Origin of the sequence: Bradyrhizobium sp. WBOS08, from assembly GCF_024585125.1 — a bacterium.
Lineage (GTDB): Bacteria > Pseudomonadota > Alphaproteobacteria > Rhizobiales > Xanthobacteraceae > Bradyrhizobium > Bradyrhizobium japonicum_B.
In genome coordinates this window covers 473,743-487,886 of sequence record NZ_CP028988.1, presented here as the reverse complement: position 1 = coordinate 487,886, position 14,144 = coordinate 473,743, and the positions used below count along the sequence as shown (strand labels likewise).

The 14,144-nt window shown below is 65.5% G+C and carries 12 protein-coding genes; 6 read left to right on the top strand and 6 right to left on the bottom strand.

The window, feature by feature from the left end:
* The first annotated feature begins 49 nt into the window (after nucleotides 1-49).
* The 3 genes from DCM80_RS02265 to DCM80_RS02255 all read left to right on the top strand — a co-directional run bounded on the left by DCM80_RS02265 (nucleotide 50) and on the right by DCM80_RS02255 (nucleotide 5,441).
* Nucleotides 50-631: a biliverdin-producing heme oxygenase gene (locus DCM80_RS02265; protein ID WP_257195553.1), complete on the top strand. Its 582-nt coding sequence runs from the start codon at nucleotides 50-52 to the stop codon at nucleotides 629-631.
* Nucleotides 628-3,174, top strand: a complete 2,547-nt coding sequence (locus tag DCM80_RS02260; protein WP_257195552.1) for an HWE histidine kinase domain-containing protein — start codon at nucleotides 628-630, stop codon at nucleotides 3,172-3,174. The genes DCM80_RS02265 and DCM80_RS02260 overlap by 4 nt, the downstream gene beginning before the upstream one ends.
* A 257-nt stretch (nucleotides 3,175-3,431) precedes the next feature.
* The gene (locus DCM80_RS02255; RefSeq protein ID WP_257195551.1) at nucleotides 3,432-5,441 is read left to right on the top strand and encodes a methyl-accepting chemotaxis protein; all 2,010 of its coding nucleotides are present in this window, start codon (nucleotides 3,432-3,434) and stop codon (nucleotides 5,439-5,441) included.
* A gap of 55 nt (nucleotides 5,442-5,496) precedes the next feature.
* Here DCM80_RS02255 and DCM80_RS02250 read toward each other — a convergent pair whose 3' ends face one another.
* The 3 genes from DCM80_RS02250 to DCM80_RS02240 form a co-directional block, all read right to left on the bottom strand.
* The gene (locus tag DCM80_RS02250; RefSeq protein ID WP_257195550.1) at nucleotides 5,497-6,183 is read right to left on the bottom strand and encodes a glutathione S-transferase family protein; all 687 of its coding nucleotides are present in this window, start codon (nucleotides 6,181-6,183) and stop codon (nucleotides 5,497-5,499) included.
* A 125-nt stretch (nucleotides 6,184-6,308) separates the two neighbouring features.
* On the bottom strand, nucleotides 6,309-6,635 hold the full coding sequence (locus tag DCM80_RS02245) for a hypothetical protein (protein ID WP_257195549.1): 327 nt from the start codon (nucleotides 6,633-6,635) through the stop codon (nucleotides 6,309-6,311).
* 177 nt (nucleotides 6,636-6,812) lie between these two features.
* A complete protein-coding gene (locus DCM80_RS02240; RefSeq protein ID WP_274069662.1) occupies nucleotides 6,813-7,943 on the bottom strand; it encodes a site-specific DNA-methyltransferase in 1,131 nt (376 codons plus the stop codon).
* Between the two features lie 424 nt (nucleotides 7,944-8,367).
* Between DCM80_RS02240 and DCM80_RS02235 the strand changes: the two genes are divergently transcribed.
* Both DCM80_RS02235 and moaB read left to right on the top strand, forming a co-directional pair.
* Nucleotides 8,368-9,297, top strand: coding sequence for a neutral zinc metallopeptidase (locus DCM80_RS02235; protein ID WP_257195547.1), 930 nt, complete (start codon nucleotides 8,368-8,370; stop codon nucleotides 9,295-9,297).
* A gap of 158 nt (nucleotides 9,298-9,455) precedes the next feature.
* Complete coding sequence (gene moaB / locus DCM80_RS02230) at nucleotides 9,456-10,019, top strand: molybdenum cofactor biosynthesis protein B (protein ID WP_257195546.1); 564 nt, start codon at nucleotides 9,456-9,458, stop codon at nucleotides 10,017-10,019.
* A gap of 201 nt (nucleotides 10,020-10,220) precedes the next feature.
* Here the strand turns inward: moaB and DCM80_RS02225 are convergent, their stop codons facing one another.
* A complete protein-coding gene (locus DCM80_RS02225; protein ID WP_257195545.1) occupies nucleotides 10,221-11,150 on the bottom strand; it encodes a helix-turn-helix domain-containing GNAT family N-acetyltransferase in 930 nt (309 codons plus the stop codon).
* 62 nt (nucleotides 11,151-11,212) lie between these two features.
* On the bottom strand, nucleotides 11,213-11,788 hold the full coding sequence (locus DCM80_RS02220) for a glycosyl transferase (protein ID WP_257195544.1): 576 nt from the start codon (nucleotides 11,786-11,788) through the stop codon (nucleotides 11,213-11,215).
* Nucleotides 11,789-12,109: 321 nt separating this feature from the next.
* On the opposite strand from DCM80_RS02220, the gene DCM80_RS02215 reads away from it, so the two are divergent.
* Entirely contained in the window at nucleotides 12,110-12,949 is an 840-nt protein-coding gene (locus tag DCM80_RS02215) for an RMD1 family protein (RefSeq protein WP_257195543.1), read from the top strand.
* On the opposite strand, the gene DCM80_RS02210 is transcribed toward DCM80_RS02215, so the two are convergent.
* Nucleotides 12,943-14,142, bottom strand: coding sequence for an acetate/propionate family kinase (locus DCM80_RS02210; RefSeq protein ID WP_257195542.1), 1,200 nt, complete (start codon nucleotides 14,140-14,142; stop codon nucleotides 12,943-12,945). The two genes, DCM80_RS02215 and DCM80_RS02210, sit on opposite strands and share 7 nt — an antisense overlap.
* Between the last annotated feature and the right edge of the window lie 2 nt (nucleotides 14,143-14,144).

The window sequence follows — 14,144 nt, the reverse complement described above, 5'->3', positions numbered from 1 at the left end:
GAGTTGCTAGGGCAATCGGGCCCGAGACCGCGGGCTTTCTAGGAATTCTATGCTGGTTGGGGCTTCGGACGTTACGACGCATGCGGGCCGCAGCTTTTCCGGTCTCCGTGAAAACCTCAGAGATGCGACGTCGGATGCCCATCGCGAGCTCGATGCGCAATTGTCCGCGTTCGACCTGACCGGCTTTTCCGGCTATCGCCGCTTCCTTCATGCCAGTGCCGGTGCCCTTCTTCCGCTCGAAGCGGCCCTGGCGGACGCCGGCGTGGATCGCATCTTTCCAGACTGGCCGGAGCGGTCGCGGAGCGCTGCCATTGCGACCGATCTCGATCGCCTGGGCGCAAGCGCGGCGGCGACGGTGTCGGTGCCGCCGCTCACGCGCAGCGGCGTGCTCGGCACCATGTACGTGCTGGAGGGCTCCCGTCTGGGCGCGAAATTTCTGCTGAAGACGGTCGCCGATGCGGCCGATCCGCGCATCGGGGCGGCCACCCTCTATCTTCGCCACGGGACGGGCAAGCGACTCTGGCAGAGCTTCCTGTCAAAGCTCGAAAGTGAGATCTGCGACGAAGCCGAGGTGATCGCGGCGGCGCGCGTTGCCTTCGCCGCGTTCGAGCAGGCGGCGGACCGCGCATGAACGAGGCGGTCAATCTCACCAATTGCGATCGCGAGCCGATCCACATTCCCGGCAGCGTGCAGCCGTTCGGCTTCTTGCTCGCAGTCCTCTCGGATTTCACCATCTGCATGGCCTCCGACAATGTCGGCAGCTTTCTCGGAAGCGACGTTGCCGATCTGCTCCAGCGGCCGTTGTCGAGCGTCATCTCCGAAGCCGCCGTTGCGACCATCCGCAGCCATGTCGACCATCTGAGCGGCCCGGATGCCACCGAGCGCCTGTTCGGTCTCGAGCTCCAGGCCGGCAAGCCGCTCTACGATCTCTCGATCCACTTCTCCGGCGTCTACCTGATCGTCGAAGCGGAGCCGAGCGTCCACGAGCCGGGCGTCAATTCCGGCGAGCTGGTCCGCCTGATGCTCGACCGGATCCGCAAGACGCGCGGCATGACCGATCTCGCGCGTGAGGCGGCGCGCCAGCTCAAGGTGCTGACCGGGTTCGACCGGGTCATGGTCTACCAGTTTCATCCCGACGGATCGGGCGAAGTGATCGCCGAGACTGCGGAAGCCGGGCTCGAATCCTTCCTCGGCTTGCATTACCCGGCCTCCGACATTCCCCGGCAGGCCCGCATCCTCTATCAGCGGAACTGGCTACGCATCATTGCCGATATCAACTCCAGGCCGGCTGCGCTGGTATCTACCCCCACGCACAATGCCGGGCTGCTCGACCTTTCGATGAGCGTGCTGCGCGCGGTCTCGCCGATCCACATCGAATATCTGCGCAACATGGGCGTTGCCGCCTCGATGTCGGTCTCGATCCTGCGTGACGGCAAGCTGTGGGGCCTGTTCGCCTGCCATCATTATTCGCCGCGCTACATCTCGTTCGACAAGCGGACGGCGTCCGAGCTGTTCGGGCAGATGTTCTCCTGGATCGTCGAGGGACGCGAACGCGAGGGCGACGTCGCCTATGAAGCCCGCGCCCATCAGGTCCAGGAGCGGCTGATCGAGATCGCAGCCTCGCACGAGCACAGTCGGCGCGCGATCGTCGATTTCCTCGGCGACTATCGCAAGATGATCGACTGCGATGGCGTCGCAGTGTGGTCCGACAACAAGATCGCGCTCCAGGGCGAGACGCCGACCGAGGACGAGGTGAAGGATCTCGTCGCCTTCATCAACCGGAATTCGCCGGGGCGCATCTTCGCCAGCGCCGAGATCGCCAAGATCTATGCCGCCGGCCAGGCGTTCCGCGACCGCGCCGCGGGGTTTCTCGCCATTCCGATCTCGCGAACGCCGCGCGACTGCCTGATCTTCTTCCGGCGCGAGGTCACGCGGTCCGTGAATTGGGCCGGCGCTCCCGACAAGGTCTACGACGAAGGTCCGAACGGCCCACGCCTGACGCCGCGCAAGAGTTTCGAGCTCTGGCAGGAGACGGTGGCAGGCCAGTCGAAACCGTGGTCGGCGGCCGACATCCGCATCGCCGAGAGCCTACGCGTCACTCTGCTGGAAGTGATCTTGCAATTGTCCGATCTCGCCGCGCGTGAGCGCCGCGGTGCGCAGGAGCGGCAGGAGCTGATGATCGCCGAGCTCAATCACCGCGTCCGCAACATCCTGAGCCTGGTCCGCGCGCTGGTCGCGCAGAGCAAGGACACCGCGACGAACGTGGAGGAGTTTGCCAGCGTCCTCGGCGGTCGCATCCAGGCTCTGGCCCGCGCCCACGACCAGATCACCAATCTGAACTGGGCGCCGGTGGCGCTGCGGACCCTCGTCGAATCCGAGGCCGGCGCCTATCTCGGCGCGCGTGCAGGCCGGATCAAGATGGGCGGGCCCGACGTCGCGCTCGATCCCAAGGCGTTTGCGACGCTGGCGCTCGTCGTCCACGAGATGATGACCAATTCCGCCAAATATGGCGCGCTCGCCGATTCCACCGGCAGCGTCGAGGTGGTCTGGCGGCTCGATCCGTCGTCGAGTCTCGTGATCGAATGGAAGGAAAGCGGCGGCCCGCCGGTGCAGCCGCCCTCGCGGCGGGGCTTCGGCACCACGATCATCGAACGCTCGGTGCCGTTCGATCTCAAGGGCGATGCCGAGATCCGCTTCGATCTTCTGGGAGTGCAGGCGAAGTTCGTCATCCCCGCAAATTTCGTAGAATTCGTGCCATCAATAGCAGGAGCCGCCATGCGCATCGAGGAGCAGCAGTCCAGTCGTCCCCGACTGTCCGAGACCGCGCTGATTGTCGAGGACAATCTGATCATCGCAATGGCGGCGGAGGTCATCCTGCTCGATCTCGGCGCCCGCCACGTCGACACCGCCGCCAGCGTCGATCAGGCGCTGCGTTCGATCGAGCGTTCGCGGCCGAGCTTTGCCCTGCTCGATCTCAACCTCGGCAACGAGAGCAGCATCAAGGTGGCGCAGAAACTGAAAGAGATCGGCGTGCCCTTCATCTTCGCAACCGGCTATGGCGAGCGCGCGCCGCTTCCGGCCGAGCTTGCCTCGGTGCCGGTCGTCCAGAAGCCCTACACGCTCGAAGTGGTCGAGCACGCACTCGGCAAATTGCAGCAGGCCAGCGTTTTCTAGGGATTTGCGTGCACGCTATGCACGCCGCTGCAGATTCTTGCATGACTTCGCATAGCTGCCGATAATATCAGCAGGTCCATGTGCGCCGATGCGCATGCGCGCGAAGAATTTGAAGGTTCAATTAAGGAGTGTCCCCCATTGTGTCGCGGTGCAGCGTGGGTCGCGAGGGCGCGACGCGCGGCTGCCGGGGTGGCCGCTGACGATCGCCGGATTCGTTCGGCCGCTCGAAGTGAAATGCATCTTGGTGGACAGTGGGAATGCCGAAGTTTCGTTTGCGGATCAGGGGACGCCTGTACGCAGGCTTCATGGCCCTGGTGGCGGTTGGTCTCGTGATGGCCGTGGTGGCGGTCTGGAATTTGCGGGCGGTGCAGGATCAGGTCGCGAGACAATCCGCGCTCTCGGACAGCACGGCGCGGGTGCTGGAGATATCGACCCACCTTCAGGCCATCCAGCGCGCCAATCTGCGCTACATCTACGATGCCAACGAACCCGCGATGAAAGAGGCGCAAGAGCGCGAAACCGCGGCGACCGAGCTGTTGCGGGTCGGCGCGAAGGGGACGCTCTCGGAGGAGCGGCGGGCGCTCTACAACGGCCTCATCGACGACGTCGCCAAGATGCGACGCCTGCGTGACAACCTCGGAGACGCCGTCAACGAGGCGAGAACGGGCAAGGCGACGTTGCTGCCGAGCGGCGAAGAGCTGGCCGTGAAAATGGCCAAGCTGGTCGATACGGCGCGCGCAGCCGTCGACGAAGACACCGCGGCGCTCGTTGCCGACCTCGAATCCAGGGTCCTTCTCGTTCGTGTCGCCAACTGGCGCTTCCTGGCCCTGCGCGACACCCAGGGGCCGGCCAACTTCCGGGCCAGCGTGGACAGGGCGGCGCAACGGCTCGCGGCGATCGAAAAGAGCCCGCAGGCAGGGGAATTGCGATCCACGCTCGCGCCGGTGAAGACCGCGCTCGGCATCTACAAAGCCGCGTTCGAGACGACCTCCGCCGCGATGCTCCAGGCCGACGAGATCTACCACAAGAATCTCGCGCCCCTCATCGTCGACAGCATCGGTAGGCTCAAGGCCGCTGAAACGACCCTGAAGAAGGACTATCAGGATTCGCGCACCCATGCCGAAGACGTCATCGCCGGCACGACGACCATTCAGGAAGTTGCAGGCGGTCTTGCCATCCTGTTCGGCAGCATCGTCGCCTTCCTGATCGCCCGCAGCATCGTCGGTCCCCTGACCTCGATGACGCGTGCGATGGGGCTGATTGCCGGCGGCAATCTCGCGGTCGAGATTCCCGGTCGCGGCAAGGCCGACGAGATCGGCGACATGGCCAAGGCGATCCAGGTGTTCAAGGACAACATGATCGAGACCGAGCGAATGCGCGCCGAGCAGGCCGAGCTCGAGGCGCGACAAGCCGAAAGCCGCAAGCAGGACATGGCCAAGCTGGCGGAGCAGTTCGAGCAGGCCGTCGGCGAGATCGTCGACACGGTGTCGTCGGCGTCGAACGAGCTCGAAGCCTCCGCCGGCACTTTGACCACGACCGCCTCGCGGGCGCAGGATTTGTCGACGGAGGTGGCCAGCGCCTCGCAGGAGGCGTCGGCCAATGTGCAGGCGGTCGCCTCGGCGACCGAGGAGCTCTCCTCCTCGGTGTCCGAGATCGCCCGCCAGGTGCAGGAATCCGCCCGGATCGCCGGCGAGGCCGTCGGTCAGGCGAGCAAGACCAACGCACATGTCGGTGAACTCTCCAAGGCCGCCGCGCGAATCGGCGACGTGGTCGAGCTGATCAGCACCATCGCCGGCCAGACCAACCTGTTGGCGCTGAATGCCACCATCGAGGCGGCGCGCGCCGGCGATGCCGGCCGCGGCTTTGCCGTGGTCGCTTCCGAGGTCAAGGCGTTGGCCGAGCAGACCGCGAAAGCCACCGGCGAGATCGGCCAGCAGATCTCCAACATCCAGGTTGCGACCGAGCAGTCGGTCGGCGCCATCAGGGAGATCAGCGGCACCATCGAGCGGCTGTCGGAGATCTCGTCGGCGGTCGCCGCCGCCGTGGAGCAGCAGGGCGCGGCGACGCAGGAGATTTCCCGCAACGTCCAGCAAGCGGCGCACGGCACGCAGCGCGTCTCGACCAATATCGGCGACGTGCAGCGCGGCGCTTCCGAAACCGGATCGGCCTCGTCCCAGGTGCTGTCTGCGGCGCGTTCGCTGTCTGCCGACAGCAGCCGGCTGAAGCAGGAAGTCGCCAGGTTCCTGAGCTCGGTCCACGCCGCCTGAGCCGCGAAAGCAAAGGGCCACGCGCATGCGCGTGGCCCCAGCTGACGTCGCGCGATCAGGCGACCTTGGTCGTCATGTGCTTGAACATGTTGGCGCGCGCCTCGTCGTCCATCTCGGCCTTGAAGGTGAACTTGTCCTTGAGGGCGATCGCGCGCTCTGCTGCGGGGCGCGCCGAGATCTCGTCGAGCAGCCGCTTCACGTTCGGGTATCGCGCAAAGGCGTCGTCGCCGAGCTTGAACGGCAGCATCCGCGCCCAGCCCCACAGCGCCATGTCGACGATCGAATAGCTGTCGCCGACCATGTAGCGGCGGCCTTCGAGCCGAGCGTCGAGAATCTTGTAGTGGCGATCGGTCTCGTACTGGTAGCGGTTGTGGGCGTAGTCGTGGTTCTGGTCCTTCGGCGCAAAATGCTTGAAGTGCACGGCCTGGCCCGAATAGGGGCCGACGCCGGTGGCGACGAACATCAGCCATGACAGCGTCTCGCCGCGCAGGCTGGCGGCGGGCAGGAACTTGCCGGTCTTCTCGGCGAGATAGAGCAGGATGGCGTTCGAGTCGAACACGATCGTCCCGTCGTCGTCGATCGCTGGCACCTTGCCGTTCGGATTGATCCTCAGATAGTCCGGCGTGAATTGCTCACCCTTGCGGGTGTCGATCTTCACCGGTTCGTACGGCAGGCCTGCTTCTTCCAGGTAAAGCGCGACCTTGGTCGGGTTCGGCGATCCGTTGAAATAGAATTTGAGCATCGGTCTCCCCAGGATTTATTGCCAGGCGCAAATGCAGCGTCAGTGCCGCGCCGCCTCTCTTGCCTTAACCGCGTCGGCGGGAGCAACCGGCGAGTTCGCCGGGCGGCATCTGCGCGCGACGCAGATCAACCGGCGTAACAAAGACCGATTGCCGCCGTAATGACCATCGCGGCGCCGACCGCCTCAAGGCGCAGCCCGAGCCGCGCGGCGAGATGCATGTCGGACGCCTGCGCCGCCCGCTCCGATCCGCGCGCATAGCCGTGCACGATGACGTCGTGATTGAAATTGTCGTGCGCCTCGTTGCTGCTGGCGAGCCCGACGCAGATCACCAGCACGCCGAACAATGCGAGGCCGAAGAAGCCGAGCAGGGCGATCAGGAACATCGGAAACATGCCGACCAGGAAGATCGGCAGCAGCGGCACCAACAGCAATGTCTCGGACTGTCGTCGCATGGGAGCGGGCCCGCCAGGACGGAGGCTGATCGGGGGAGTCTAGTCCTGGTTGAGGCGGCATTCAAGGCGCGCCGTAGGGTGGGCAAAGGCGCACTTGCGCCGTGCTCACGTCCTCGCATCAATTGGGCAGGACGTAGGCACGCTTCGCTTTGCCCACCCTACGAGATCACGATCGAATCACTCCGCCGTCATGCCGGCGCGGATTTCGGCGCGCAGCTCGTCGATCAGCTTGAGACCCTTCTTGGTCTCGACGTGCCAGAAGGTCCAGCCGTTGCAGGCCTGGGCGCCTTGCGCCACCGCGCCGATGCGGTGGATCGAGCCGACCTTGTCGCCGAACATGATGGCGCCGTCGGCGCGCACCAGCGCGCCGAGCTTCTTCTTGGCGTCGAACAGCTTCGTGCCGGGCATGATCATGCCGCGCTCGATCAGCTCGGAGAACGCGACCCGAGGCGCCTCGCGCGCGGTCATGAACGGGGCGAGGCTCGCTTCCGGCAGCGGCTCGACCGCGGCGATGCGCGCTTCGGCGGCCTTGGCATAGGTCTTGTCGCGCTCGAAGCCGATATAGGAGCGGCCGAGGCGCTTGGCCACCGCGCCGGTGGTGCCGGTGCCGTTGAAGGGGTCGATCACGAGATCGCCGGGCTTCGACGAGGACAGCAGCACGCGCGCGAGCAGGCCTTCGGGCTTCTGCGTCGGATGCACTTTCTTGCCGTCGGCGCCCTTGAGGCGCTCCTCGCCGGTGCAGAGCGGAATCAGCCAGTCGGACCGTGCCTGCACGTCCTCGTTGGCGGCCTTCAGCGCCTCGTAATTGAACGTGTAACCCTTGGCCTTCTCGTCGCGCGCGGCCCAGATCATGGTCTCGTGCGCGTTGGTGAAGCGGCGGCCGCGGAAATTCGGCATCGGGTTCGACTTGCGCCAGACGATGTCGTTCAGGAGCCAGAAGCCGAGGTCCTGCATGATCGCGCCGACGCGGAAGATGTTGTGATAGGAGCCGATCACCCAGATCGTCGCCGACGGCTTCATCGCGCGGCGTGCGGCAAGCAGCCAGGCGCGGGTGAAATCGTCATAGGCGGAGAACGAATCGAACTTGTCCCAGTCGTCGTCGACGGCGTCGACGTGGGATTCGTCGGGGCGCTTGAGATCGCCCTTGAGCTGGAGATTGTAGGGCGGGTCGGCGAACACGAGATCGACCGAACCGGCCTGAAGTTTCGACATCTCGGCGACGCAATCACCGAGGATGACGCGATGCGACGGAGACTCAAAATTTGTGCGGGGCGCCCTTGCAGACGCCCCGCGACGCGACTCTACCATGACTCAAGAACTCTGACTCAGGCGACGCTGTCGGCGACGCGGGACCAAACAACCGACTGATCGTTACATTGAAGCGGCAAAGTAAAAATCGACTTAACCCGCCGCTTTGCTGAGCAGGCCTCAAGTCGCGTTCTGCGCGCATGTCGTCGCGCGCATTCGCCGTATTTTACAGTGCATTTCGCGCGTCGCTGGCTGGCGAAAGCAATCGTGGCTTGAAAAAGGCCGCAAATTTCTCTCGGAAAAAATTGCTCGACCCTCGGAAAAAATTGCTGGCATCGGCATGTTGCCGCACTAGGCAATTTTTGCCGGCCACGATATTGATAAAAGCAACGGAAATTTTACGTGTGTGGCGCGTTGAGCTTTCGCGTTTATGCGCCGGACGACACCGACGAACCTGAATCAGGGACCCCAAAGGAAGGCCGCCATGCGTTACGATGACTTCCGCCGCAGCGACGACATCGAGGATCGTCGCGACGAAGGTGGCGGCTTTGGCGGCGGATTCGGCCTGCCGATGGGCGGCGGCGGGCTCGGCATCGGCACCATCATCATCCTCGGTCTCGTCGGTTACGCCTTCGGCATCGATCCGCGCATCCTGATCGGCGGCGCCGAGATCCTCACCGGCGGCGGCCATGCCCCGAGCTACCAGACCGACCGCCAGGCCTCCTCCGGCAAGCGCGGCGCGCCGACCGACGAGATGGGCAGCATGATCTCCGGAATCCTCGGCGAGCTCGACGATCGCTGGAGCGAGATCTTCCAGGCCTCGGGCCAATCCTATACCGGGCCGAAGATCGTGCTGTTCCGCAACGCCACCAATGGCGGGCGCTGCGGCATGGCGCAATCGGCGATGGGCCCGTTCTATTGTCCGCCGGACCGCACCATCTTCCTCGACACCGGTTTCTTCCGCGAGGTCGAGACGCGCTTCCGCGGCTGCTCCGGCAAGTCGGCGTGCAATTTCACCACCGCCTACATCATCGCGCACGAGGTCGGCCACCACATCCAGAACCAGCTCGGCATCATTCCGCGGGTGACGCGGCTGCAGCAGCAGGCGGGCTCGAAGGCGGAGGCGAATGCGCTCCAGGTCAAGGTCGAGTTGCAGGCCGATTGCCTGTCCGGCGTCTGGGTCAATCGCGAGGCCAAGAAGCGTCCGAACTTCCTCGAGCCCGGCGACATCGAGGCAGCGCTGAGCACGGCGAGCGCGATCGGCGACGATACGCTGCAGCGCCAGTCGACGGGCCGCGTCGTCCCGGATTCCTTCACCCACGGCTCGGCGGCGCAGCGCAAGCAATGGTTCATGACCGGCTATCAGCAGGGCACGGTCCAGGCCTGCAACACGTTCGGAGCGGGGGCGCTGTAGCGAAGATTGCGTGCCCCGGACGCGGCGCAGCGCTTCTTCAGCGGTGCGCTGCAGAGCCGGGGCCCACAATGCCGGTTTCCCATACCTCCCGAATGGGTCCCGGCTCTGCGGCGCGGCGCTGATGCGCCGCACCTGGTCCGGGACACGAGAGATGCGACATGGCTTCCATCGACGAAACCAAGCAGTTCATCCCGCTCAATATCGCGGTGCTCACGGTGTCGGACACGCGCGCACTGGCGGATGACAAGTCCGGCCAGACGCTGGTCGATCGTCTCACCGCTGCCGGCCATCGTCTCGCCGCACGCGAGATCGTCACCGACGATATCGAGGCGATCCGTGACGTCGTTCGCCGCTGGATCGCGGATGCCGGCGTCGACGTCGTCATCAGCACCGGCGGCACCGGCTTTACCGGGCGCGACGTCACGCCGGAGGCAGTCGAGCCGCTGTTCGAAAAGCGCATGGACGGTTTCTCGATCGCGTTCCACATGCTGAGCCACGCCAAGATCGGCACGTCGACGATCCAGAGCCGCGCCACGGCGGGCGTTGCAGGTGCGACCTACATCTTCTGCCTGCCGGGCTCTCCCGGCGCCTGCCGCGACGGCTGGGACGGCATCCTCGCGGCCCAGCTCGACTATCGCACGCGGCCCTGCAATTTCGTCGAGATCATGCCGCGGCTGGACGAGCATCTGCGAAGGCCGAAGGCGCAGGGCGCGACGGCGTGAGCGGACTTCTTCCTTCTCCCCTTGTGGGAGAAGGTGGCGCGAAGCGCCGGATGAGGGGTTCTCTCCGCGCGCACCGACGTTCGCTGAGACATACCCCTCACCCAAGTGAGCTTCTGCCTACCAGCGTCGCTGCCCTCTCCCACAAGGGGCGAGGGCACATCAATGCGCATCGCGCGTGCTGCCCAATCGCAGTTTGCGAGATCACAGATCCATTTCCCAGGTCTCGCCGATCAGATCCTGCCCAAAACTGTGATGCGGCTCGGTGGCGACCAGCTTGAAGCCTGCACTCTTGTAGATGCCGCGCGCGGCGACCAGGATGCTCTGCGTCCACAGCGTCATCTTGCTGTAACCTCTTTCTCGTGCGCCCTGGATGCACTGCTCGACCAGCGCGCGGCCGACGCCGAGGCCCCGCGCCTTCTTCTCCACCTGCAACAGGCGCAGCTTGGCGATCTCGTCCGTTGCCTTGACCAGGAAGACCGAGCCGACCGGCTCACCGCCCAATTCCGCGATCCAGCAATGCTCGCGCGCGGCGTCGTAGTTCGTGATGAACTGCGCGCAGATCTCGGCAACCAGCGCCTCGTAGCTGATGTCCCAATTGTAGTCCGTGGCATAGGCGACGCCCTGTCGGGAGATGACCCAGCCCATGTCGCCGACGCGATGGCTGCGCAGCATGACGGCGGCGGGCTGGCTTCGGCGTTGCTCCAGCACGGATTCGATGGTTGCCATGGCCTGCGTCAGCCGCGATACATCGCTGGCCGAAAGCTGAGCCAGCATTGCAGCGACCTCGTTCTGCGAGCTCAGGTTCAGCTTGGCGAACGCCTGGCGGCCCTTGGCGGTGAGGCTGAGCTGATATTGCCTGCGATCCGCGGGCAGGGGCCTTCGCGCGATCAGCCCCTTTTCATCGAAGCTCTGGACGATGCGGCTGAGATAGCCGGGGTCGAGACCGAGCTCGCCTCCGATCTCTTTGGCCGCCAGCTCGTTGCGCTGCGCGAGCTCATACAGCACCCGGGCCTCGCTGAGGGAAAACGGGCTCTCTCCCAGATGCTGGTCGAGCACGCCAAGCTTGCGGGTATAGAAGCGGTTGAAGGCGCGGACCGCTGCAATGGGGTCGTCGGTAGCGTCGATCGGCATGGATCACCTCGATAATTGCCATTGTCAAATAATTATTTGACTTTGGCAAGTATCGGCTGATCTCAGTTGATCATGACGATGCGGCTACGCAGCATGGTGCGGGACGAACGGCCGAGCCGCCGGAGCAGCTGTGCCTCGGAATGCCGAGCCTGCGGGGGGTAGCCGCCGATCCGATCGTAATGATCACGGGCAATCAGAAGTCCCTGGCCGCCGAGCGGGCCAATCAACCCGCGCGCCGCGGCCCGGAGCATGTCACGCAATCCGGTATCTGCATAAGGCGAGCGCGCATAGCGGAACACCGCGGCCCGGTCCCGCCCGCTGCTCGAGACCGCCTGGATGAACTGGGTGGTCTCCTCGATCCAGCCGGTTTCCAGCACGGCGCCGGCGGGCAGGAACATCAACCAGGGCGAACGCGCCTGGAGCGCGCCGGCGGCGAGCGCGGCGCCCTGCGAGGTCCCCTCGAAGCCGACGAAACGGCAGCCTGCGACGTCGGCGACGCGCTCGATCACCCCGTTGCGGGTGCCGTCGACCAGGAGCACTTCCCGGACGACACCGGCGGCGGCGCCGGGCACCAGCGCGGCCAGAGTCGCCACTGCCGTCTGTTCGACGCCTTCGGTCGGAATGATGACGCTCAGCATGATCGAGGCTTCAATGTCCGTATTTCGGGAGAAGCGTAGCGCTGCATGAGGCTGTCATAAACCCGAAGCGTGGCCGAGTGCAACTTTCCGGCGGTGCCGCGGCATGCGATGGTAAACCCTCGGCGGTCATAGCAGCCAAAAGTGTCCTGCGCGGGTTGGTCATATTGCCGATTGTTTCGGCACAAGCCCGCCGGACAGTATTAGCCCCGGCTTCATGGCGGCATTCTCGCTGCGCCGGCCCCGGCCCCTCGCCGCTGAGGATGCAGCTTGCAGGAAAGGTCGAATGAAAATGTGTGATCTTGCGCGCAGGAGAGGCCTGATATGAACGCCGATCAGATCGCCGTCGGCGCGGCGCCGCTCTCGCCGAAGCAGGCCGCGGCCACCTTGCGGATCCGGGCGCTGATGCTGGGGGACCGCATCAATGCTTCTGGCCTGGAGATCGGGACGCTGGTTTCTTCCACCCCGGCGGCCTACCGGGTCCATGCCGGTCTTGCCGTGATCTTCCGCTACGGCGTCGTGGTGCTGATCGGCCTGCTCCCGTCGGAGGAGAAGGTGCTCATCGACAACCTGACGTCACGCGTGACCGGAGAGCTCAGCCCCTACGAAGAAGAGATCGCGCAGGCCCAGCTCTGCAGCGATGAGGCCGCCGAGGCGATCCAGCCGGGCGGGCCGATCTGCCTTGCCAAATTTTCCGACGACCGGCTGCTGCTGGTTGCGGATGCGCTCGCCAAGAGCACGTCGCTGGCGCGCGACGAGCGCCGCGTCGCCGCGGTCTTCGACGTGATCGAGCCGTTTGCACGGGAGCTCGCCGAACACGGCCGCACGCCGCAACGGCGCAAGGGCATCCTGCAATTGATCGGCAACGCACTGCTGGTGCAGCAGCGGGTCGCCGGCCGCGTCGCCATCGCCGAGAAGCCCGACGTGCTCTGGGAGAAGCCCGAGCTCGATCGGCTCTATTCGCGCCTGGAGGACGAGTACGAGCTGAAGGAGCGCCTCGACACGCTCGAGCGCAAGCTTGCCGCGGTGTCGGAGACCGCCAACGCGCTGACCGACATCATCGATACCCAGCGCTCGCTCCGCCTGGAGATAGCGGTCGTGGTGCTGATCCTGATCGAGGTCGCGATGGGGAGTTTTCAGCTCCTGACCGGCAGCGGTCACTGAGGCGCGGCGGCCCGGCGTCCACGGATCAGCGCCGCGCAATGGTGGGCGATCGTCATCTCTTCATCGGTCGGGATGACGAACACATCAATAGCACTTCCGCCAGCGCCGATCCGCTCGCGCGCGGCGTCGTTCGCCGCAGCATCGATGCGCACGCCGAGCCAGCCGAGCCGCTCGCAGATCGCGCTGCGAATCTCCTTGGCATGCTGGCCGATGCCGCCGGTGAAGACCAGGCAGTCGAGCCCGCCGAGTGTTGTGGCCATCATCGCGATCTGCTGTGCCGCGCGGAAACTGAAGAGCTCGACCGCCTCCCGCGCCCCGGCCTCGCCGCTCGCCAGCAACGTTCGCATGTCCGCGGAGATGCCGGAGACGCCGAAGAGGCCTGACTCGTGATAGAGCAGGTGCTGGATCTGCTCGGCCGACATCTTCTCATGCTGCTGCAGATAAAGCAGCACGCCGGGATCGATGGTGCCGCAGCGGGTGCCCATGACGAGGCCGTCGAGCGGCGTCAGTCCCATCGTGGTGTCGAGGCTGCGGCCGTGGTGCAACGCGCACAGGCTGGCGCCGTTGCCGAGATGGGCGATGACGCTGCGCTTGGCGATGAGCTCGGGCGCGATCGCGGCGAGGCGGCCCGCGACATATTCGAAGGAGAGGCCATGAAAGCCGTAGCGTCGGACGCCGCGCTCTTCATAGTGCCGCGGAATCGCGAAGCGGCGCGCGGACGGCGCGAGGCTGTGGTGGAAGGCGGTGTCGAAGCAGGCGATCTGCATCAGCGCAGGCCGGATCGCCGCAAGCGCGCGGACGGGCGCGAGGCAGCGCGGCTGGTGCAGCGGCGCCAGCGGCGTCAATGCCGCCAGCTTAGCGGTGACGTCGTCCGTCAGCACGACCGGGCCTGAATAATCCGGCCCGCCGTGGACGATACGGTGACCCACCGCGCACAGGCCGTGCGCGCCGAACCTGCTCTCGATGAAGGCGAGCACGTCGGCGAACAAATGGCCGCCGTCGGCGGCCGGCGCCTCCTTCCGCGCCGCGAACAGGTCGTCGCCCGCCGAACTCTTCACCACGAGGCGCGGTCTTGCCTCATGCTCGTCGAGCAGGCCCTTGCAGAGCAGGACGGGCTCGGCCGCCGAGATGTCGAACAGGCCGAACTTGATGCTCGACGATCCCGAATTGAGGACGAGGACCATGTCCGACATGG